Origin of the sequence: Sporosarcina sp. FA15, from assembly GCF_051550195.1 — a bacterium.
Lineage (GTDB): Bacteria > Bacillota > Bacilli > Bacillales_A > Planococcaceae > Sporosarcina > Sporosarcina psychrophila.
Genome location: NZ_CP188818.1, coordinates 3,643,204 through 3,666,110, shown reverse-complemented (window position 1 = coordinate 3,666,110; position 22,907 = coordinate 3,643,204). Strand labels below are relative to the sequence as shown.

General features: G+C 42.9%; 21 protein-coding genes and 1 other annotated feature. Of the genes, 3 read left to right on the top strand and 18 right to left on the bottom strand.

From position 1 onward, the window contains the following. Positions 1-12: 12 nt before the first annotated feature. The 8 genes from ureA to ACP8HG_RS17230 form a co-directional block, all read right to left on the bottom strand. Entirely contained in the window at positions 13-315 is a 303-nt protein-coding gene (gene ureA / locus ACP8HG_RS17265; RefSeq protein WP_067204300.1) for an urease subunit gamma, read from the bottom strand. Between the two features lie 454 nt (positions 316-769). Beyond that, positions 770-1,693, bottom strand: a complete 924-nt coding sequence (locus tag ACP8HG_RS17260) for a S66 peptidase family protein (protein WP_438297328.1) — start codon at positions 1,691-1,693, stop codon at positions 770-772. Positions 1,694-1,895: 202 nt separating this feature from the next. After that, positions 1,896-3,749 carry an oligopeptide ABC transporter substrate-binding protein gene (gene opp4A / locus ACP8HG_RS17255; RefSeq protein WP_340741172.1) on the bottom strand — a complete coding sequence of 618 codons (1,854 nt, stop codon included), beginning with the start codon at positions 3,747-3,749 and terminating at the stop codon, positions 1,896-1,898. A gap of 18 nt (positions 3,750-3,767) precedes the next feature. Continuing rightward, positions 3,768-4,670 carry an ABC transporter permease gene (locus tag ACP8HG_RS17250; RefSeq protein WP_340742563.1) on the bottom strand — a complete coding sequence of 301 codons (903 nt, stop codon included), beginning with the start codon at positions 4,668-4,670 and terminating at the stop codon, positions 3,768-3,770. Between the two features lie 35 nt (positions 4,671-4,705). After that, entirely contained in the window at positions 4,706-5,668 is a 963-nt protein-coding gene (gene opp4B, locus ACP8HG_RS17245; protein WP_340741171.1) for an oligopeptide ABC transporter permease, read from the bottom strand. Between the two features lie 5 nt (positions 5,669-5,673). After that, complete coding sequence (locus tag ACP8HG_RS17240) at positions 5,674-6,606, bottom strand: ABC transporter ATP-binding protein (protein ID WP_340741170.1); 933 nt, start codon at positions 6,604-6,606, stop codon at positions 5,674-5,676. Beyond that, positions 6,593-7,609, bottom strand: a complete 1,017-nt coding sequence (locus ACP8HG_RS17235) for an ABC transporter ATP-binding protein (protein WP_067204287.1) — start codon at positions 7,607-7,609, stop codon at positions 6,593-6,595. Before ACP8HG_RS17235 ends, ACP8HG_RS17240 begins: the two co-directional genes overlap by 14 nt. Positions 7,610-8,058: 449 nt before the next feature. After that, positions 8,059-9,033 (bottom strand): DUF4003 family protein, encoded by a 975-nt coding sequence (locus ACP8HG_RS17230; protein WP_340741169.1) that lies wholly within the window; start codon positions 9,031-9,033, stop codon positions 8,059-8,061. A gap of 118 nt (positions 9,034-9,151) precedes the next feature. On the opposite strand from ACP8HG_RS17230, the gene ACP8HG_RS17225 reads away from it, so the two are divergent. Then, positions 9,152-9,982, top strand: coding sequence for an aminoglycoside N(3)-acetyltransferase (locus tag ACP8HG_RS17225; protein ID WP_438297324.1), 831 nt, complete (start codon positions 9,152-9,154; stop codon positions 9,980-9,982). Positions 9,983-10,089: 107 nt separating this feature from the next. Here ACP8HG_RS17225 and trpA read toward each other — a convergent pair whose 3' ends face one another. Genes trpA through ACP8HG_RS17195 form a run of 6 tightly spaced genes read right to left on the bottom strand, consistent with a single transcriptional unit; the run spans position 10,090 to position 15,940 of the window. Further along, on the bottom strand, positions 10,090-10,878 hold the full coding sequence (gene trpA, locus ACP8HG_RS17220) for a tryptophan synthase subunit alpha (protein WP_187046328.1): 789 nt from the start codon (positions 10,876-10,878) through the stop codon (positions 10,090-10,092). Continuing rightward, a complete protein-coding gene (gene trpB / locus ACP8HG_RS17215; RefSeq protein ID WP_067204275.1) occupies positions 10,871-12,085 on the bottom strand; it encodes a tryptophan synthase subunit beta in 1,215 nt (404 codons plus the stop codon). The genes trpA and trpB overlap by 8 nt, the downstream gene beginning before the upstream one ends. Positions 12,086-12,088: 3 nt before the next feature. After that, a complete protein-coding gene (locus tag ACP8HG_RS17210; RefSeq protein ID WP_187046326.1) occupies positions 12,089-12,703 on the bottom strand; it encodes a phosphoribosylanthranilate isomerase in 615 nt (204 codons plus the stop codon). Continuing rightward, complete coding sequence (gene trpC, locus ACP8HG_RS17205; protein WP_187046325.1) at positions 12,700-13,488, bottom strand: indole-3-glycerol phosphate synthase TrpC; 789 nt, start codon at positions 13,486-13,488, stop codon at positions 12,700-12,702. The genes ACP8HG_RS17210 and trpC overlap by 4 nt, the downstream gene beginning before the upstream one ends. Further along, on the bottom strand, positions 13,485-14,516 hold the full coding sequence (gene trpD / locus ACP8HG_RS17200; protein ID WP_342539351.1) for an anthranilate phosphoribosyltransferase: 1,032 nt from the start codon (positions 14,514-14,516) through the stop codon (positions 13,485-13,487). The genes trpC and trpD overlap by 4 nt, the downstream gene beginning before the upstream one ends. 50 nt (positions 14,517-14,566) lie before the next feature. Next, complete coding sequence (locus ACP8HG_RS17195; RefSeq protein WP_342539350.1) at positions 14,567-15,940, bottom strand: anthranilate synthase component I family protein; 1,374 nt, start codon at positions 15,938-15,940, stop codon at positions 14,567-14,569. 67 nt (positions 15,941-16,007) lie between these two features. Then, positions 16,008-16,234: a binding site (T-box leader), on the bottom strand. 366 nt (positions 16,235-16,600) lie between these two features. On the opposite strand from ACP8HG_RS17195, the gene rluF reads away from it, so the two are divergent. After that, positions 16,601-17,305 carry a 23S rRNA pseudouridine(2604) synthase RluF gene (gene rluF, locus ACP8HG_RS17190; RefSeq protein ID WP_067204263.1) on the top strand — a complete coding sequence of 235 codons (705 nt, stop codon included), beginning with the start codon at positions 16,601-16,603 and terminating at the stop codon, positions 17,303-17,305. Between the two features lie 61 nt (positions 17,306-17,366). On the opposite strand, the gene ACP8HG_RS17185 is transcribed toward rluF, so the two are convergent. The 4 genes from ACP8HG_RS17185 to dacB all read right to left on the bottom strand — a co-directional run bounded on the left by ACP8HG_RS17185 (position 17,367) and on the right by dacB (position 21,325). Continuing rightward, positions 17,367-18,092, bottom strand: coding sequence for an amino acid ABC transporter ATP-binding protein (locus ACP8HG_RS17185; protein ID WP_438297320.1), 726 nt, complete (start codon positions 18,090-18,092; stop codon positions 17,367-17,369). Positions 18,093-18,104: 12 nt separating this feature from the next. Continuing rightward, a complete protein-coding gene (locus ACP8HG_RS17180) occupies positions 18,105-18,773 on the bottom strand; it encodes an amino acid ABC transporter permease (protein WP_067204259.1) in 669 nt (222 codons plus the stop codon). Between the two features lie 40 nt (positions 18,774-18,813). Continuing rightward, positions 18,814-19,641 (bottom strand): transporter substrate-binding domain-containing protein, encoded by an 828-nt coding sequence (locus tag ACP8HG_RS17175; RefSeq protein ID WP_187046322.1) that lies wholly within the window; start codon positions 19,639-19,641, stop codon positions 18,814-18,816. Positions 19,642-19,774: 133 nt separating this feature from the next. Continuing rightward, a complete protein-coding gene (gene dacB / locus ACP8HG_RS17170) occupies positions 19,775-21,325 on the bottom strand; it encodes a D-alanyl-D-alanine carboxypeptidase/D-alanyl-D-alanine endopeptidase (RefSeq protein WP_438297317.1) in 1,551 nt (516 codons plus the stop codon). A gap of 154 nt (positions 21,326-21,479) precedes the next feature. Between dacB and mgtE the strand changes: the two genes are divergently transcribed. Further along, complete coding sequence (gene mgtE / locus ACP8HG_RS17165) at positions 21,480-22,838, top strand: magnesium transporter (RefSeq protein ID WP_438297315.1); 1,359 nt, start codon at positions 21,480-21,482, stop codon at positions 22,836-22,838. Positions 22,839-22,907: the final 69 nt, after the last annotated feature.

The window sequence follows — 22,907 nt, the reverse complement described above, 5'->3', positions numbered from 1 at the left end:
TAAAGCCTCCTATTATTGAATTGGACGGTGGACCGTCACAAGTTTTGTACCGTCTGGGAATGTACATTCAATCTGCACATCACTAATCATATCGCCGACGCCTTCCATTACATCCTCAACCGTAAGCACTTGTTTCCCTTCGCTCATCAGTTGTGCAACAGTCTTTCCGTCACGCGCGCCTTCCATAATGTAGTGACAAATTAGTGCGATAGCTTCCGGATAATTCAACTTAACTCCGCGTTCCTTACGCTTAATTGCCAGTTCTCCTGCAACATGCAACAGCAATTTTTCCTGTTCGACCGGTGATAATTTCAATTCAAAGCACCTCTTTTTTTAATTAATAAAAAAACCAAATCTTGTACGATTCAGAAAATTAATTGAATTAATGTTCTCTGTTACTTTTTTTAACTTAGTTTGCATGAATATGCCATTTTGGACAACCGTCCAGTGGATTGGGGCCCTTCTAAATCGGGCTTTTGCGGAATGTGTCGAAGAATGTCGATGACTAAACTATTATAATGGTTTATGGCTTTTTTTTCAACTTAATGACTTAAAAAGGCATAGGAAAATCGAATTGTTTTTTTACAATTCTACTGGAAACTTTACTTTTAACTATCACAAATAAATACTTGTATTTTCAGCTTCATTACTTGGTTGCGTTCTCCTATATGATACCCAAAAGCATTATTGCCCAAACACATAGAGCCGCCTCAATTTCGCGGCAAATCTCCATGTGATTGAATTGCGTAAACCGCTTTCGTATCTAGTTTCACTCGACGCCAGGTAATATCGTCAGCGTCTTGTTATCAGCATCGAGCTTTGCACCGACACCAAGTGGTATGGCAAAGTGCGGCTGACAATGGCCAATTTTGAATCCTTTGACAACCGGTATTCCAAGATTAGCCGTGTAATCTGCGAATACTTCATCAAGAGTTAGTGTTTCTTTTCGTTTTTTGGGTTCCGCATCTGAGAAGTCGCCTATGACAATTCCCACTGCCTCTTTAAGCTTTCCAGCCATGCGCAATTGATTGAGAAGACCATCGACTTTGTATGGCTCTTCACCGACATCTTCTATAAAGAGAAGCTTGCCTTTCGTGTCCACTTCAAACTTAGTGCCGATTCCACTGGCGAGCAACGACAGATTCCCACCAACAAGTTCACCTTGTGCGACGCCCGCTGTAATGGTTTCAAGGGGTGAAATCGCTTCCGTGTAATGAAGTTCCATGGGCTCAAATAACTGCTGGAACATTTTCGCAGACAATTCGTGGAACGTGTCTTTCCCAACACATGATGCAAGCATCGGGCCATGGAATGTGACAAGGTTGGAATACAGACCCATCGCTGTATGAAGGAATGTGATATCACTGAATCCCCAAAGGACTTTCGGATTCTCTTTCATAAGCTGCAGATCGATTTTATCCGTATAGCGAGCTGAGCCGTATCCTCCGCCCGCACAGATGATTCCTTTAATAGTAGGATCGGCAAACATGTCATGCAAATCTTGAAGTCGTTCTTCGTCCGTCCCTGCTAGATATCCGTGCACATTCAAGACATGTTTCCCAAACTTCCATTTCAATCCTAGCTGTTCAAGAAACGCGAGTGAGCGCTCTAAGTTTTCCTGATTAGGCGGACTCGACGGTGCAATAATGCCAATTGTGTCTCCTTTTTGGAGACGCTGTGGTCTTATTTTCATATTGCTAACTTCCTTTCATTAAGAAGCTGTTACGCCTATTTTTAGTGTCCTTATAAGCTTATCATATTCCGCTATCCAATCATGTTTTCCTGTTCAGATTCAGGTTACTTTCAAGTGTATTCACACTTTCTTTTAACAATAAAAAAACTTGTAGAAGAAAAATGACTCTTTTCCTCTACAAGTTACAGATATGCGTCTTAACTTACTTTTTCGCAGGGATAGACTTATCTTGCGTTACTGCGATATCACTCTTATACATTTCCGTTCCATCACCAATTGCATAGTTTAGCACACGGTTGTTAACTGGTACCAATTGTGCACGATACAATGTTGGGAATACAGGAACTTCATCTGTCATCAGTTGTTGCCACTCATTGTATATTTCTTTACGCTTTTCAACGTCGAATGCATCTTCAGAGATACCTTCAGCTAACAGGCGCTCATTGTCTGCATTTTCCCAACGCGCGAAGTTGTATAATACGTTTTTAGCGTATAGACCACTAGGATCTACGTCGATACCTACACCCCAAGCAGCTGAATAAATATCAATTTCAGGATTGTCATCTCCATTTTGGCCAACGCCTTCATAAAATGTATTAAATTCTTGTAAGCGACCATCTAACAGTGCTACTTTCAAGCCAACAGCTTCCCACGCTTGAATATAATATTGTGCCAATGGTTCAGCGATGTCATCGCCTGACATAGAAGCATAATTGATAACCAATGGTTTTCCTTCTTTGTCTTCACGGATACCATCACCATCAACATCTTTAAATCCAGCTTCTTCAAGCAATTGTTTCGCTTTTTCAGGGTCATACGGTGTACCAGGATTTGTAGCATCATGATATTCTGGGTGTGATGGTGGAATCAATGTTGTTGCAGCCCAACGTAGGCCGTGATAGAACTTCTCACCTACCGTATTATTATCAACCGCATGCCACATAGCTTTACGTAAATTCACATCCCCCATCTTCGCATCGGGATTAGGTTTCACTGCTTTCTTTTCTTTATCCCAAGTACCAAGTTTAAAGCCAACATACGAATAAGCGCGATCTACATCGCCTAAAAATTCGACGTTTGACATCTCAGCATTATCAGGGTACTGAGGTACTGGGAAATCACTTACTGTATCTACATCACCTTTTTCAAGTGATTGAACAACGACGTTTGGATTGATTACTTTTAAAGTAACTGTGTCGAGCTTTGGTGCCCCGCGCCAATAGTCTTCGTTTTTAGTAAACGTAACTGATTCACCAGGTACGATTGTGTCAACTTTAAACGGACCAAAACCGATTGGTTTCTGACGTACTTCCGGTGAAGATGAGATATCTTTAACAGGCATATCGCCAAAGATATGCTTAGCAAGTGGGTATGTCCAAATACCACCTGTGATAAGTGACGGCGTTGCCTCTTTATATGTGATTTTTAATTCTTTATCACTTACTATTTCAATACCGGAAATTGTTTCCGATGTACCTGCTTGGAATTCATCCATACCTACAATGTTAAGTACATCTCCTGCACGCGGACCATCATAGTCAGCATGACCAAGGATTTCATGTGCAAATGCCCAGTCTTCAGCTGTAACTGGCTTACCATCATGCCAATTTACATTGTCACGAATCGTAAACGTGAATGTTCTTCCATCTTCAGATGATTTATATGTTGCAGCACCATCCTGTGTATACACAAAACTTGAATCCCATGTCAACATTCCTTCGTCAAACCAATCAAGAACATATGCATCAGGCTTGCCTGAATAGAAGTTCCAGTTCAACGTTCCTTCAAAGGCTGTATCTGAAACAAGTCCGTATGTAAACGAACCCCCTTCAATTGCCTCACCTTCATTTGTTTTAATCTTACTAAAATCATCGATCGAATAGAGTCCATCATCTGCGACTTCTTCTTTCTTGGTCTCTTCCTTCTTACCTTCTTCTTTCTTAGTTCCAGAATCTGCTGGTTCCGCGTCTTCTGCTTTATTACAAGCGGCTAACGCAAGTAATAGAACAAGCATCATTGCGAATAGAACTTTTCTTAGACTTTTCTTCCCTACCATATAAATTTCTCCCCCTTCTTATCCTCTTCTTTGTCGTGCATCAGTCGCACGTTTTAACGCTTGACCGACATTATTTATACTCAACATCAGCACTAAAATCAGCAGTGATGCAGGTAACCAGATCCACCATCTATACTCCAAAGTTTGTGGGTTTCTTGCATAACTGACAAGTGTCCCAAGGCTTGGCGTACTTTCCGGAAAACCAAAGCCTAAAAATGACAGCCCGGATTCCAAACCAATGTTTGCAGCTAAGCTCAATGTCATCGAAACGATAATAATTGAACTTAAATTCGGTAACACCTGCGTAAACATAATTTTCAGATTAGAGGAGCCGAGCGTCTTCGAAGCCTGCACATAATCTAGTTCTGTTTCTTGCAATGTTTTCGACCGGATTAACCGTGCTTTTCCCATCCACAAAAAGGCTGTCATAATCAAGGAAAATGTCAAAATGGTATATTTAGGCGAAACTGATACAAACACAATGACAATCATCAGAAACGGTAAAATCATGAAAAAGTCAACAATCCGCATGGCTATATTATCAATTTTCCCACCAAAATAACCTGAAACTAAGCCAACAGTAATTCCAATGACGCCTGTCATTACTGTTACAAGAATCCCAATCGAAAGTGAATTCCGTGTCCCGATAATCAGCTGCCCAAAAACATCTCGTCCCCCATAATCTGTGCCTAACCAAAACTCCGCGGACGGAGGTTTATGAATAGAAAACAAGTCTACTGTCACAATTTCTTTCTGATCTAAAAACAGGGATACACCATATACAAATACCATAATGAGTGTAAGAAAAACTAATGATATAAAAGCTAGTTTATCTCGAACAATTTCGCGCCAGATAATACTCCAACCGGATGGGCTTCTATCTGCATCCAGTGTACTGTCGGGTAAATGGACATTTTTCATTTCCAACCTTAACCACCTCAAAGTCTATCGAGTTCTTATTTTATACGAATACGTGGGTCAACAATACTTAATATAATATCTGAAAGTAATGCACCTAAAATCGCTGCAATCCCAAATATTAGAACAACTGATGTCACCACACTGAAGTCACGTAGTGAAATTGATTCTAGGAACAGCTGACCCATTCCTGGATATCCAAAGATGCTTTCAATAAAAATAGTTCCTCCGATTAATCCCGTAATTTCATACCCGAAAAATGCGGCAACTGGCAACAATGAATTCCTTAAAATATGACGGTTATAGACCCTTGACTCAGATGCACCCTTCGCCCGTGCTGTCACCACAAATTCCTTCTGTTTTGTATCAATAATCTCACTTCGCAAATACTGAACGGTCGAAACCGTTGCGATGAGAGCCATTGATAATGAAGGGAGCAATAAATGATTTATTTTACTTAGTACATATTCGAACGAACCTGGACTAAGCCCTGGAGTTACACTACCACCAGTAGGGAACCAACCAAATTGGAAACCAAAGACCCAAACCATAACAAGAGCAAAGATAAATAATGGGGCCGCGAATCCTACGTACGTATAACCAGTTATTAATCGGTCGGCCCATGAATCGTTATACCGTCCACTTGTTATGCCAAGAGGAATCGCGATTAAATAAGTCAAAATTAACGTAACTAGAGACAGCCAAAATGTATTAACAAGTCGTTGAGAAATTAATTCGGTGACTGGCATTTTAAAGCGGAAGGATTGTCCTAAATCTCCTTGAAACAACGCTTTAACCCAGTCCAGGTATTGAATATACCAAGGATTATCTAGGCCCAATCTTTGTCTCATCGCTTCAATCGTAGCTGGATCAATATTCGGATCGATCAAACCACTTAACGCATCACCAGGCATCATTTTTGCCATGATAAATATCAAAATACTGAGTAATGCAATTTGCGGAATCATTATTCCAATTCGACGTACAGTGAATTTCCACATACCATTCACCCTTTCCCAGGCAAAGCCACTAAATGTGTGTCCGATACAGGCTGTAATTTATAGGCCAAGCCCAAGTCATCGAAATAATTGTCGTACGACTGCTCATATTCTTCTTTTACCGCTTGGCGGAATTGTACCTGTTGCTCACGTTTTCTAGGATCAATATCAGGGATTGCAGCAACCAGCCGTTTTGAGTAAATATGCTGTGGATTTTTAAAGATATCTTCCGGAGTCCCTTCCTCCACATAACGTCCTTTATACATAATCCCAATTCGATCACACATATGCTTGATAATTCCAAGATCGTGGCTGATAAAAAGATAAGTAAGACCCAATTCTTTCTGAATCTCTTGCATAAAGTTCAAGACTTGTGCTTGAACGGAAACATCAAGCGCTGACACAGGTTCATCAGCAATAATTAGCTTTGGCTTTAGAGCAATTGCTCGAGCAATCCCAATCCGTTGGCGTTGTCCACCTGAGAATTCATGCGGGTATTTATGTATACTTTCTGGACTTAAACCGACAAGCTCTAATAGTTCTCCGACACGCTTCTTTTCTTCACTTCTTGAAAAATTTTCGTAATTACGAAGCGGTTCGGATACAATATCAAGTACTCGTTTTTTTGGATTCAATGTGGAATAGGGATCTTGAAAAATCATCTGTATATCCCTACGTGCACCCACTTTTGAACGGCTCATATCAGTTATGTCCTGTCCGTCAAAAGTAACTTTTCCAGAAGCAATTTTATTTAAACCGATGATTGCCCGTCCAGTTGTTGTTTTACCGGACCCAGATTCACCAACAAGCCCATATGTTTTCCCTTTTTCAATCGAAAATGAGACACCATCAACTGCTCTGACATGGTCAATAGTCCTACCAAATACGCCACCTTGAATCGGAAAATGGACTTTTAAATCTTCTACTTCAAGAAACGCCATGGTACTGATCCTCCTTGCTTTTATCAGGGAAGCTAAACTGTCGGTAACAGGTACAGCGTACGAAGTGACCCGGGGTTACTTCGTGCAATACCGGATTCTCCTCATGAGCTGACTCATCCACCCAAGGAATTCTAGGGCTAAACCGACAACCATTACGGACCAACTTCTGCAAGGACGGGACAATACCCTCAATTACATGAAGTTCAGATTGCTCTTCATTTGAATTCGGAACTGAGTTCAGTAACGACCTTGTATAAGGATGCAAAGGGTTTTCGAATAACGTATAAACATCTGCAATCTCAACAATTTGACCTGCGTACATGACAGCAACTCGGTCCGCCATTTCAGCAACAACCGCTAAATCATGGGTAATCAAAATAATCCCCGCGTGAATCTCTTCTTTGAGCTTTTTTATTAAATCAAGTATTTGAGATTGAATGGTCACATCCAGGGCGGTCGTCGGCTCGTCGGCGATCAATAGCTCCGGTTCATTGGCAATCGCCATCGCGATCACTACCCGCTGCCTCATTCCACCTGATAATTCATGGGGGTATTGATCGTAAGTAAATGCTGGATTGACAATTCCAACCTTATTCAGCAAATCAATGACTCTCTCTTTCCGTTCCTTTTTCGGTAGCTTATTGTTATGGATATATATAATCTCATCAATTTGATCGCCAATAGTCATTAATGGATTCAATGCGGAAAGCGAGTCTTGAAAAATCATCCCCATTTTATTCCCACGCAATTCATTTAGCTTAGCTGGAGACATATTCACTATATTCTGATCCTTAAAGTAAATATTCCCTTCCACTTTTGCTTGACTATGCAGACCCATTATTGAAAAAGCAAATGCACTCTTCCCACAACCCGATTCTCCTACGATGGCTAGCAGTTCATTTTTTTCAACAGTCAATGATACATCATCAACTGCTGCATAGTAGTTATCTTTAATTCGAAACGATGTGCGGAGATTTTTAATTTCCAATACCGGGTTTCCCAAGAAAACTTCCTCCCTACATTACTTAAACTCCCAAACTATTAATAGTAAATTTTCTGATATTGAATCACTTGCACCAATATACTATACAAATTTATGGATGACAACACTATTTTTCCAGAATACCAAATACATAAAAAACTCCGCGTGTGACAATTAGGTTACAAATAGGTTACAAACGTTGACCTGAAAGCATTTCCTGACCCGAAATACTTTTAGCTTTTTAAAAATAAAAATTTGTCATTTTATTTATAAAACGCAAAAAAGATTCCATTTCCGATTTGGAATGAAATCTTTTTTTGTATTCAACAGGACGTGTTCATCATAAAAAAATTTTTAGGTGTTACCAGTTCATCGACGAGGTACACGGAGTTGAAATCGAGTTTTGGAGGTCTACTTTTCCCACGATGGAAAAGCCAATCGAAACTGGATGGGAATTAAGCGAATCACAATCAATTATTTGCTGAATTTGCTGACGTAGACGCAACCATCGCTGCAATCGTCGCAGCCATCACCGCTTGCTGTGCTTGTATAATCAATTCCACTGACGTCGCAAGACTAACACTTTCTGCTTCTGCACTTTCAGTCAATTTATGCATAATGTACCCAATCGCAATAGACAACGCCATTTCCCGATTCCATTTAAAAGGTTTAGATTCCTCCAATGAATGCGTAAGTTCGACAATATTCTGCAGTTCTATATCATCTATTCCAAATACGGTAAGAAATCCAATCATCGGATAATGCACAGGTCTTACTTTCGTATTGCGCTTGAAATGATTTAGTACTTCCGCAGCCCTGGTTATGAGACTTGGATCAAACTTGATCTGTATGTAAGTCATCACTTGTGACAGCCATTGTAGTTCATTTCCCGAACGGAATCCCTCGGTTCGCAATGAGTCATAATACGCACGCATCGACTTCGCATGCTCCATTGGATCAGCGCCCCTTTTCCCTAACAATACTGCATATGCGTAATCATCGTCTGACGTCAGGAAAAAATGCCGTTTCTTAATCGCATCATATAGTTTTTTAGCTTGACGCGCCTCGTTTTCATAGAGCTCTGTATCGTTGGTCAACAGGAGCGCAGCCAAATATGAATGGATTGTATTGCGGAAGCCTATACCTTTTAAGACTTGTTGCTTCGCGAATAAACGATTCACCTCTTTGTCGATATCTGTCCCAGGCTTATCTAGAAATGCAGCCATCATCGGAAGTAGATTGCCGCGTAGCGGAGAAAGCCAGCTGGATTTACTTTTTAGTGCATCCATTACTCGACTCAAACTTTCCGCGTCAAACTCCCTTTCAGATGTGACATAGTACGATGTAATTGTCAGCACGACGTTTTTATCCACCGTCCAACCTGCCAACGACTTCACTTTTTCATATGTCGTTTCAACTTCCTGTCTAATCACATTCGCATCCATTGAACACATCTCCTTTTATATATGTACGCTCGTCCGCAAGAAAGGTTTCATAAAACTTGGCAAAACCTTTCTTGCTTGCTATGCTTTTCGAAAATATCTATAGAATTGAGTGATCCACATGACCGAATTTGAAACGATTCTCGATACCCATTCATTCCAATCGAAAGAGACACTAAAAGAGCAGCTTAACTCACTTGGTGTTAAATCGGGTGATCATATTATTGTCCATTCATCCCTTAAATTGATGGGGTGGATTGCAGGTGGTGCACAAGCCGTCGTCGAAGCGCTGATGGAAACAGTGACGTTAAACGGGACAATCATCATGCCCGCGCAGTCTGCCGACAATTCGGAACCATCTTACTGGATGCTTCCCCCTGTCCCAGAAGCGTGGCATGAACCTATACGTCAATCTATTCCCGCTTACGACCCGAACTTAACCCATCTACGTGGAATGGGGAAAATCGCTGACTGCTTCCATCGCCATCCAAAAACAATTCGAAGTTCTCACCCCGCCCATTCGTTCATGGCGTGGGGCCGCCACGCAGATGACTGGATGAGTGAACATCCGCTCGATGATTCATTCGGAACGAGTTCTCCACTCGGAAAAATGTTGAATGTGGATGTGAAGGTCATTATGATTGGAGTCAGTTATGAATCATGCACCGCACTTCATTTAGCTGAATACCTAGCTCCTGAATATACAGTCTCTCCTCAAGGTGCAGCCATCATGCAAGACGGTGAACGAATTTGGGCCACTTTTGATATGGTCGATGTCGATTCGGATATTTTCCCCGAATTGGGTACCGCGTTCGAGGAAATGAACCCCGGCATTGCTATCGACGGCAAGTTAGGACAAGCCCTTTGCAAAGTCGTTCCGATGAAACCGCTTGTTGAGTTTGGGACTGTATGGATAACTGAAAAAAGAATGTCAGAAGTGGTCGTTGACTAAAAATAGAAACTGTACAACCCTATTCTAGCACTATACGACAAAGCAGCATCACTGTATAAGAAACGCCCCTCCTCGTGTGATTTCTCACGCAAGGAAGGGCGTTTTTCTTAACTATATATTTCTTTTTTCGACATTTTTACTAATGCCTCGACTGCTGTTAAGTCATTTCTATGAAAAGCAGCAACAATCGCACTTCCAACAATGACTCCGTCTGCAAGCGCACCAATTGACCGGACTTGTTCAGGTGTTGAAATCCCGAACCCTGCTAGTACAGGGACAGGACTCACCGCTTTCAGCTGCTCCAAATGGGCAGCAAGATCATCGCCAAATCCATCCCGCACCCCTGTAATACCGTTTACCGTCACTGCGTACACAAAGCCTTCAGCTGCCGCTGTTATTTTCTTAATCCGTTCTGGTGGGCTCGTTAGTGAGACTAGTGGAATGAGTGCAATCTCGGATTTTGTAAGAGAATTCTGCAATAGTCCACTTTCTTCGTGTGGCAAGTCAGGCACAATAAGTCCACTGATACCGCTGTTCTGGCAATCCTTCGCAAATTGATCAATGCCATAGCTCAAAATCGGATTCAAATAAGTCATGATTACAAGCGGAACAGTGACTTCATCCTTGAATAAAGTGAGTTCTTTCAATACCTTACGAAGTGTTACCCCTTTAGCAAGTGCTCGTTCTCCCGCTTGTTCAATCACTGGGCCATCTGCGACCGGATCCGAAAAAGGAATACCCAGTTCGATTGCAGTCACACCTGTTTGTTGGAGAAATAATATGTTTTTCTTAATCGTTTCAAGACCGCCGTCGCCCGCCATTATGTAGGGCACAAATGCTTTATCGCCTCGGGTTACACAATCAGTAATCGCGTTAGTTAAGTCTTGCTTAGTCATTCAAGCCACCTCCTAAAGCATCGCGTACCGTTTGGACATCTTTATCGCCACGTCCTGAAAGGCAAATAACGAGAATTTCTTCCTCCCCCATCGTACCTGCCAATTCGACTGCATAGTGAACCGCATGTGCACTTTCAAGGGCAGGGATGATTCCTTCCACTTTCGCCAATAACTGCAATCCTTCCAATGCACCCGCATCCGTGACAGACGAGTATGTAACGCGCCCGATATCATGTAAATGGCTATGTTCCGGACCAACTGCGGGGTAATCGAGACCCGCTGAAATGGAATGCGCCTCCTGGATAAATCCATCGGCGTCTTGCAATACATACATATATGCTCCGTGTAGAACGCCTTCTTTGCCATCCGCAATTGCAGCTGCGTGAAGCCCTGTTTCAATACCACTTCCCGCCGCCTCAACACCATACAAAGCAACGTCTTCATCATCAATAAAAGGATGGAACATGCCGATTGCATTACTCCCACCGCCGATGCACGCCACAATTGCATCCGGCAAACGCCCTTCTTTCTCCATAATTTGTCCTCTCGTTTCCACACCGATTACACGTTGGAAATCACGAACAATTCTCGGGAATGGATGCGGACCAAGCGCAGATCCTAATATATAATGCGTGTCTTCCACATTTGCCACCCAGTAACGCAGCGCCTCATTGACTGCATCTTTCAGTGTGCCTGATCCTTTATCGACTGAAACGACTTTCGCTCCAAGTAACTCCATACGGAACACATTCAATTCCTGCCTGCGAATATCTTCTTTCCCCATGTAAATAACGCATTCGAGATTAAACAAAGCACATACTGTTGCTGTCGCTACTCCGTGCTGACCCGCCCCGGTTTCCGCAACGATTTTCTTTTTGCCCATGCGCATCGCAAGGAGTGCCTGCCCAACCGTATTATTAATTTTATGTGCGCCGGTATGGTTTAAATCTTCCCGTTTGAGATAAATCTTCGCACCGCCCGCTTCTTTAGTAAGTCTTTCTGCAAAGTACAGCGGCGTCTCCCGTCCGACAAAATCCTTTAAGTAATAATTTACTTTGTCCGTGAAAGCTGGATCGGCAATCGCATCATCATAAGCAGCTTCCAGTTCGATAAGTGCTGTCATTAATGTTTCAGGAACAAACTGCCCACCAAATCGTCCATATCGTCCTGCCTGTGTAGTTTGAGTTGCACCCAATTCTTGTACCATTGCTTATCTCTCCTCATCTTTGACTGCTTTAATGAATGCGCGAATCAACTTGTCATCTTTTCTTCTCATAACTTCTACTCCGCTTGAAACGTCCACCATATATGGTTGTACCGTCCTGATTGCTTGTGCAACATTGTCCGCGTTCAGTCCACCCGCCAGAATAACTTTGTCCGATTGTACACCAGCATCTTTCATTAGTTGCCAATCAAAAGTTTTTCCGCTTCCACCTTTAAAGTCCGTTCCAGGTGTATCAAACAAAAAGTAGTCTGTTTCATAGTGTGCGAATCGCTTTGCATCTTCATCACTGTAAACTGATAACACTTTAATGGAAGGAAGTCCGACTTTTTCGATGAAATCTGAACTTTCATCACCATGAAATTGAACAAAATCTAGCGGTACTTCTCGGAAAGTTTGCTCAATATCATCTTGTGATGCATCAACAAATACCCCTATCTTCAGCACTCCAGGTGGAATATTCTTTGCCAACTCTTGCGCTTTGGCAATTGTCACTTGTCGTCGGCTTGGAGCAAAGACAAAGCCGATTGCATCTACTCCAGCATCGACTGCCGTTTTCACGTGTTGTGATTCCATTAGTCCACAAATTTTCACCTTCGTCATCGGACTACCCTCGGTAATGCGACTTGCAGTGATTGGATAGCTGTAGCGACTTCACCACTTCGCATCAACGATTCGCCGACGAGCACTGCACTTGCACCAGCATCTGCTACAAATAACGCATCTTCTGATTCCCAGATACCACTTTCGCTGATGAGGACACGTTCTTCATCGAACGGAAAAATGGCTGCAATCTCTTCTGTTCTCTTTAAATCCACTTTAAATGTGCGGAGATCGCGATTATTTACACCAATCAATTTTGCGTTGATGGCGATTGCGCGTTTCAGTTCCGCCTCATCATGTACTTCTACCAATACTTCCAAGCCAGATTGCAGCGCGTAGGTATGAAATTCAGCGAGCTCATCTTCAGTAAGTGCAGCAACAATCAACAGGATGACAGAGGCTCCGGCCCTTTTTGCTCGGTCAATCTGTACAGGATGGATGATAAAATCCTTGCATAGCAACGGAATAGGAACATTGTCTGCGACAGCTGCTAGGTCTTCGAATGACCCCTTGAAAAAGTGACTATCCGTCAATACAGAGATGCACGCTGCACCTGCGCGATGGTAAGAAATTGCCTGTGCAACGGGATCAGCGCCTTCCGCGATAAGCCCCTTCGAAGGAGATGCGCGCTTCATTTCCGCGATGACTTGCAAATGCTCTGTTTTATATAGCTTGTTGAATAAAGACGGACGCGCTGGACGTGCTTCTTGTCGTACATCCTGCTCTGCCAACATGTCTTGTACTTCACGCCGTTTCTCGTGTAAAATCTTGTCTAAAATCGTCATCTTGCCACCGCCTTTGCACCGATTTTCTGACTGAATGCTACGACAGCGTCAAGCTTTTGCAATGCTTTGCCAGATAAAATACTTTCAGTCGCCTGTTTTACGCCCTCTTGAATTGTCGCTGCTCGCCCATTTGCAAATAATCCGATGCCTGCATTGAAAACGACTGTATCGAAATGAGGACCGCGTCGTCCATTGAAAATTGCCCGAATGGTTGCTGCATTTTCCTTTGCGTCGCCTCCACGTATAGCTGAAATCGGAGCATATGCAAGCCCCACATCATCTGCGGTTAGCGAAAATGGGATCAAATCGCCTTTATCAAGAAGAACAAATGCATTTTGTCCCGCAAGTGACGCTTCGTCCATTCCTCCCGCTCCCGATACGACAATTGCCCGCTCTCTGCCAAGCATGCGCAATACGGATGCGTATTCCATCGTGAAGTCCGGTCTGTTAATACCCGTGAACTGTGTTTTCAAAGGGATTGGATTTGTCAAAGGACCTACTAGATTAAAGATAGTCGACTTGCCAATTTGCTGCCGGATTGCACCAATTCGTTTCATTTTCGGGTGAACATTTGGCGCATATAAGAAGGTGATTCCTTCCTGTTGAAGAAGTTCGATGGTTTCATCTAAGCTGAAGTCTATATGAATGCCAAGGGCTTCCAATACATCAGAACTTCCCGCGGCACTCGAAACTTTCCGATTACCATGCTTAGCGATGGATGCGCCGGCTCCTGCCAATACGAACGCGGATGCTGTACTAATATTGAACGTATTTGAGCCGTCTCCGCCTGTTCCGCAGTTATCCATAAATGTTTCCCGTGGAACATTTACCCGCAGCGCGAACGATTTCATAACCGAAGCAAGAGCCGCTACTTCATGGGCCGTTTCTTCTTTTCGTGACAACGCCACAAGGAAATCTACTATGTCCTGCGATTCGGTTTGTTCATTAAACATCAGCTTAGAAGCTTCCACCATTTCTTCATACATCAAATGCTCGCCCAACTCTACTCTTCTAACAAAACTTCTCATCTCAATCTCTCCTCTGCTCTGCTCTTTCTCATAATCAATTCATCATCGATTTAGTTAATGACTTCCAACAAGGACTTGGCTTTATTGGCCGTTTCCATAAACTCAGCTGTTGGATCTGACGCTTGCACAATTCCTGCTCCTGCCTGGACGTATGCTTTACCGCCTTTCACAACCATCGTGCGGATCGTCAACGCAAAATCCATATTACCATTGAAACCGATATACCCAATTGCCCCGCCGTAAATACCCCGGTCCATTTTCTCCAATTCATCAATCAATTCCATTGCTCGTTTTTTCGGTGTACCTGTTACTGTACCCGCCGGAAGGCATGCCGTTAACGCGTCCAATGAATGTAGCACCGGCGACAATGTCCCCTCTGCTTCCGATACAATGTGCATAACATGCTCGTAACGGACGACTTCCATATAACTTGTGACTTGCACCGAATCTGGAAGGCATACTTTCTTCAAATCATTACGGCCAAGTTCGACCAACATATCGTGTTCCGCGAGTTCTTTTGGATCCGCCAACAACTCTTTTTCAAGTGCTAAATCTTCTGCTTTATCTACACCACGTCGGCGCGTCCCTGCAATTGGATTCGTCATCACTTTGCCATTTGATACACTTACGATACTTTCCGGGGACGTACCTAAAACGACGTGATCATCGAATTCCATATAATACATATAGGGTGAAGGATTACGCTTTCTTAGCTTTCGGTATAATGAAAATGGATCGCCGTTAAAGTCCGCCACTAAACGTCTAGACAGTACGATTTGCTCAGCCTCTCCTTGCTCGATATACCCTTTTGCTTCGCGTACCAAATTTTCAAATTGTTGTTGTGTGACAGAACAGCTATAATCCGAGAGCGCAAAAGCCAACTCTTCTTTTTCCGGTCCGGACAACATACTTTCTGCCAGTGCGTCCAAATCAGGAGCACTTTGTTCCGGATTAATTTCCGTATGCAGCAATGTCACTTCATTCAACACATGGTCGAAAATAATAATGGTTTCGTAAATATTAAAATTAACATCCGGAAATCCCATATCGTCATGGGAACGCGTCACACTGTCGGAACCCGCTCCGTAACCAACGTAGCCGACCGCTCCGCCTGTGAAAGGAAAATCGATATCGTCCGTAATTCGCGGCATCAATCGTTTCAACAGCACAAACAAATCGCCCTCGTGTACATATTTCTTGCCAGTAGCATAAACATGTTCTTCAAGTTTCCCATCGCGCCCGCTATAAGACTTCAGTGGATCCATCCCAAGGAAGGAGTAGCGCCCTGATCCCTCGTGCTTCGAAGAACTTTCTAGTAAAAACTTTCGCTGGCCCTGCATTCTTCTGAAAATCAATATGGGTGTTAATGAATCCCCATTTAACTTCTTCATGGTCGTCCGTAAACTCGTCTGTTCTCTACTCATCTCAGCTCAACTCTCCTCTTTTTAGGTATAAAAAAAGTCCTCTGCAAAAGGACAGATTAGTCCGATTGCAGAGGACGGAATAGACCGCGTTGCCACCTCTAATTGAAGCATTGCTGCTTCCACTTAGCGTGCCCATAAGACACATCCCGTAACGTGGGATCTCACGTCCTACTTGAAAAACGATTCAAGTAGACTCTCATAAGTCCATTCACACCGGCCGCGAATCAGTTTTCACCACCCACTGACTCTCTACAATCGCGCTCCTGTGCTACTCTTCTTATTCATCAATTTCTCAGCTATGCTCTTCTCAACTCGTCTATCGTGGGCGGCACCGCTCTCGGTACCTTCTGCCCGTCTTTGGTAAAATGTTATTCCCATCGTATTACAAGGCGAGTTAGTTGTCAATCTTTTCTGTTTCATTCGTATCTGATTTAAAATCGGGGCATCTTCTTTTGCGCCGATTGCAAATTCCGAATTCTAATTGCAACTTTTTGGTTTTAATTGCAACTTCGAACTTCTAATGTCAACTTCGAACTTCTAATGTCAACTTCTTGATTCTAATAGCAACTCTGCACTTCTAATACCAACTCCACGGTTTTGAACATTTTCCGTAGACGCGCTACAATAGAAGAAAGAACTTTCTTAGATAGGATGACATACATGAGAATTAATAAGTATTTAAGCGAAGCCGGGATTGTTTCCCGTCGTGGCGCGGATAAATGGATAGAAGATGGACGCATTACGATTAACGGGCAACTTGCCGAGCTCGGCAGTAAAGTCGAAGATGGCGACGAAGTCCATGCTGATGGAAAACTAGTGAAGACGGAAGAGCAACTCGTTTATCTTGCCCTCAATAAACCCGTTGGCATTACTAGCACGACGGAACGCCATATTAAAGGTAATGTCGTCGACTTCGTCAATCATCCGCTACGTGTTTTCCATATCGGTCGACTCGACAAAGACTCAGATGGACTTCTTCTTCTGACAAATGACGGCGATATCGTCAATGAAATCTTGCGCGAAGAAAATGGCCATGAAAAAGAATATATCGTCACTGTCGACCAACCAATCACGAAGGAATTCATCAGACAGATGGAGTCAGGCGTCCCGATTTTAGATACGGTAACAAAACCATGTAAAGTAAAACAACTAGGACCACGTAAATTCAACATGACATTGACGCAAGGCTTAAACCGCCAAATCCGCCGCATGTGTTCCGCACTTGGTTATAATGTTCGAAAATTACAACGTACGCGCATTATGAACATCCATCTTGGTGACTTGCCGAATGGTCAGTGGCGTGACTTGACCGACGAGGAACTGTCGGAAATGTTCAAGATGTTGAATTATGAACCGAAACGCTAATATAAAAAAGATATCCCGCACCTACTAACACCGGTGTTGGATATCTTTTTTATTCACTGCCTTATACGTCAACCATCTCTAAAAATTGGCGTGTCCGTTCGTTGGTCGAATGGTTGAAAAATGTATGCGGATCTGTATTTCCAATGATACAGCCTTCGTCCAGCATAACAATTCGGTCGGCAACTTCTTTTGCAAACTTCATTTCATGGGTGACAACGACCATCGTCATACCCTCATTGGCGAGATCCTGCATTACTTGAAGTACTTCCCCGACAAGTTCTGGGTCAAGCGCTGATGTCGGTTCGTCGAACAGGAGCGCTTTGGGTTCCATTGCGAGTGCCCGAGCAATAGCAACACGCTGTTTTTGCCCGCCTGATAGTTTACCTGGATAGACGTCTGCTTTATCAGATAAGCCGACTTTTTCCAAGATAATACGCGCCTCTTTCTCTGCGCGTTCCTTCTTCATCTTTTTGACAATGATTGGTGCCTCCGTGATGTTTTCAAGCACTGTCTTATGTGGGAAAAGGTTAAAATGCTGGAACACCATTCCTACTTCGGCACGCACATTCGACAAGTCATCTTTCTTCAGATCGACTTGTCGTCCATCAATTATAATTTCACCTTCATTCGGCATTTCAAGGAAGTTCAAACAGCGAAGCAACGTACTTTTACCCGATCCGCTGACTCCGATAAGCACAACAACTTCTCCGGTCTCCACATCTAGATCGATTCCTTTCAGCACGTCAAGATCGCCGAATGACTTGTGGAGGTTTTTTGTTTTAATCATTTAATTTCCTCCTCATATACTGTCAACATCCAGCTTTTTCTCATACCATTTCAGCAGTGCCGAGAAGATTAGTACAAGTACGAGATAATAAACCCCGACGACTAGGAATGTTTCGAATGGTTGGAATGATGCTGCCGCTTCCCTGTTTGCCAGTCCGAACATTTCCGAAACACCAATAACGTACACAAGTGATGAATCTTTCATGGTAATTATGAACTGGTTTCCAAGTGGCGGAATCGCACGGCGAAGCGCTTGCGGAAAAATAATTCTCCGCATTGCTTGCCGGCGGTTCATACCAACCGCAAGACTTGCTTCTTCTTGCCCGCGATCGATTCCCTGTATGGCGCCCCGGAAAATTTCCGCAATATAAGCACCATTATGAATACCTAGCGCGATTGCACCGGCCCAGAAATTCGAAAGGACGACGATATTCGTAATTCCGTAATAGAGAAACATGATTTGGACAATCAGCGGAGTCCCCCGGATTAAAGTAATATACAGGTTTGCGATTGTCTGTAAAATTTTTGATTTGGATATCTTCATTAATGCAAAAACTATACCTAGTGCAGTACCTAACACGAGTGCAATTGCTGTAATTTCCAACGTGATAAGTGCAGCTTTTAAAAATCCTGGGTACGTTCGTATGAATACCTCATAAAGTGTTATAAATATCTCTGGCACTAGTTATACCCTCTTTCTGTAGTCAAGTCTGTGGAGTCATTCATTCTAAAAGCTCCACACCTTCCAGATCAAGGTCTAGTAGATTTCGATCAAACCATTTCTTTGAAATTTCATCATACGTACCATCTTCAATTATTTCTTTCAGCGCTTTGTCAATGTCTTCCCTTAATGCATCATTGTCAGGTCGTACAGCGATGGATGGCTGCTCTACCCATAGCGGCTTTCCGACTTCCTTAATTTTAAAATCATTATCAATCGCTTCATAGCCTACGATATCGGCTGTGATAACTGCATCGAGACGGCCTTCTATAGTCAAATCTTTTAGTGCAACTACATCACTGCTATAATACTGGATATTGTCCGAAAGGGTTTGTGCGGGTTTTTCATATGTAGATTGGGCCACGACACCGATTTTTTTACCTTTCAAATCATCCTCAGACTTAATATCCTTATTATCTTCGGATACAAAAATCATTCCGCCCGAGTAATAGTAAGGTTCAGTAAAGTTCACCTGCTTTGCACGCTCTTTCGTATAAGCCATCGATCCAATGATTGCATCGAACTTCTTACCGATTAGCCCCTGCATAATTGTTTCAAAGGGATTTGTCACTGGGTTCGCCTCTAGCCCCATCTTGTCAGCAATTGCCTCACCAATCTCTATATCAAAACCAGTTAATTTCCCTTTTTCTTCAAAATTAAATGGCTTATAAACACCACTCGCGGCAAAAGTCAGACTCCCTTTTTTCATAAGTTCATAGCTTCCATCGCCGTCACTTTTTTCTGCTCCGGCATCCTTCTTTGTCCCGCATGCCGATAACACCAACACCGAAACAGTTAACAATAGAAATAGTACTTTCAACTTCCCCATAGTAAAAGTTCTCCCCTTTTTATCATCCCGGATGTTTTTCCGGTTTTTACCTTACTCTCTATCTCGTTCCCTATTCTTTTTCTGCTAAACATAAATATGCACGAAATATGCATTTTATTGCATATCAAATTGCTCACTTTGACTGATAGTTCGCAAGTGTAATAGCGATTTTGTCTAGTATTTCAGGCGTCGTGTCATTCAAATAGTTATTAATCATAATAGAAAAAGTAAGTATTTCTCCATCTTTTGTTGTAACGTAGCCAGACAACGCGGTGACTCCGTTCAATGCGCCCGTTTTCGCTTGGACGTTGCCTGCTGCCGTTGTCCCTGTCATACGATTGCGCAATGTTCCTCCAACAAACCGTTCTCCATTCCCTGCTACAGGAAGCGCATTCAAAAATGCTGGATACCATGGTTTTGTCTGTGCTGTGTAAAGCAGTTTTGTCACTTCATTCGCCGTGACAAGGTTTTTATGGGACATGCCTGATCCATCGCGAAGCAGCATATTTTTTGTATCAAGTCCTAGAGTAGAGAGTGTTGCTTCTATGATCGAAAGCCCCTTATCCCAACTGCCCTCGCCACCTATAGTACGCCCCATCTCTTTAACTAGTACTTCAGCATGTCCGTTATTACTTAATTTCATGAAGGGAATGAACAATTCATGTAGTGGCATTGAATTTTTTGACGTCAGTAAAGTAGCCCCTTTAGTCACTTTTTTGCGCTCGACTTTCGGAGCTGTCGAAAACGTAATGCCCAGTTCTTCAATTGTTTTTTTGAAGATGCTAATCGTGTAGTTTGTCGGTTCCCAGACAGATGCCCAAGTGCGTGTTTTTGTTGAGCCTTCTGGAATCGTCCCGGATACGATAAACGTATTTGTACCGTGTTGCCTTTCAACCGTAATACTTTTCTTGCCTTTTTTAGCTACCGTTTGAGTCTTGTTGACGACTGTCAGGTAGTTATTTGCTGGTACCATGGCGACTTGTCCCGCCTGTCCTGATTTCTTGGCAGGATTCACTTCGACAATGACCGTACCTGCGTCATAGTCGTCATTTGGAGATAACGTCAGTGCAGACACCTGGGAACCTGTATAGTAGGGTTCATCAGACCAGTTTAGGTCTTGGGAAAGTCTAATGTCATCGTACCAAGTATCATCCCCGTAGACGTTTCCTGCGATGGAGCTGATTCCCTTCGCTTTTAATTCGGATACGAATGCCTTCAGGTCGTTCTTCGTCAGTGTCGGATCGCCTCTTCCTCTTAAATAGAGATTGCCGTGCAGCACGCCGTTCTCTATTCGCCCATCCATATACAACTCAGTCTTGAACGTATGCCCTTCTCCAAGTGTTTCAAATGCCGCAGCGCCTGTCAGTAATTTCATGACGGATGCGGGGTGGACTCGCGTATCTCCTAGATGGGAATAGACAACTTCGCCGGTTGCTGCCTCACGAATACTTACCACAGTCGTCGCACCTTGTAATCTCGGGTCTTTCAAAATTTCATCAATGTCATGAAATGCATACGGTTTTTGCGGTTTATCGACTGGTTCATCAACTTTAGCAACGGATACTGTCGTATTGTCCGGAGCGGTGGTATGGTTATCCTTACCTTTAAATCCGTTTATCAGCAAGACAATCATTACAATTACTAGTAGTACGCTTATCAACTTCAATTGCTGGCTCTTTTTCAATCGATCTTCGCCTCCCACCCAGTTAAGTAAATTATTCCTTTTAATAAACAATCAAAATGGTTTTCCGATGAATGAAATAGGGGATAAAGCTATAGAGAGAGAAACGGCAGCACTCTGATCCATCTCTCACCATTTTTTTAGAGAGGTGTATATTTTGGCTCATAAAGACCCTGAGAATGGAATCGCAACTGCGCTAATCCATATATTAAAAGAAGGAAAAAGAGAGACATTCCATGAAATCATGAAGGAATTGAAACCTTTCGATATTGCAAACCAATATGAAAATTTACCAGTGAAACATCGGCCGTTATTTTTAGAATTCCTTACGTTAGATGAATTAACCGGGTTATTACGTCATTTATCACAGGATGATCAGCTCCGTGCTTTGCGAACAATCGGTCCTGCCCGCTCCACGGATATATTGGATCTTATGAAAAATGATGACCTTGCTTTCCTGTTATCGGGACTTCCCCAAAAAGAAGCCGATGCATTAATTGCCGAAATGAAACAAGAAGAAATGGACATCATCCGGCAGATCATGAATTATCCGCCAAAAACGGCCGGAAGAGCGATGACGAACCGCTTCGTATGGATTCATAAATCATATTCTGTCGAGCGGGCAGTAAAGAAACTAAAGAGTTACGCTGCACTTGCGGAGTATCTAAACTATCTGTACGTTCTAGATGATGACAAAAAAGTTATCGGTGTCGCATCGTACAGAGACCTGTTGCTCGCAGAACCCGAAGCTCAAATAGAAGACATCATGTCACGGAATATCGTCAAGGTAGGTGTGATGACCAAACAAGAAGAAGTTGCTAAGATTATTGGCCGTTACGATTTCGTTTCAATGCCTGTCACTGATGATGAAGGTGTTCTGCTCGGTATCATCACGGTGGATGACGTCCTTGATATTGTCGTCCGGGAAGCGAATGAAGATATTGAAATGCTACTGGCCTCCGGAAAAGCGATTGACTTCAGAACGAAGCCGTTAGTTGCCGCCAGAAGACGTTTACCATGGCTAATTTTACTGCTGTTCATTGGACTTGTTTCTGGAAGTATCATATCCCGTTTCGAAGCGACGCTTGAAGCCGTTGTCGCGCTCGCCTTCTTCATGCCTATGATTGCCGGAATGACCGGGAATACTGGAACTCAATCACTCGCCGTCGTTGTCCGCGGTCTTGTATCCGAGGATCTTGATACGAAAAAAATGCTGAAACTTATTTTTCGAGAGCTGTTAGTCGGAATTATAATCGGTATTGTCTGTTCCATCGTCATTTCAATTATTGCTTATATTTGGCAAGGTAGTTTTGTACTCGGACTTGTCGTTGGCGTCTCTTTACTTATCACACTTATTATCGGAACGCTGGCGGGTACAATCATCCCGCTCGTCTTGCACAAATTCAATGTGGATCCTGCAGTTGCATCGGGTCCGCTTATTACTACCATCAATGATATATTGTCGCTTTTGATTTATTTCGGAATCGCGACAATGTTCATTTCAAAATTGATGTGAATCAAAGAGGATGCGGCTTTACTCATTTGGGTGAAGTCGCTCCTTTTCTACTTGTCATGAAAGTCGATA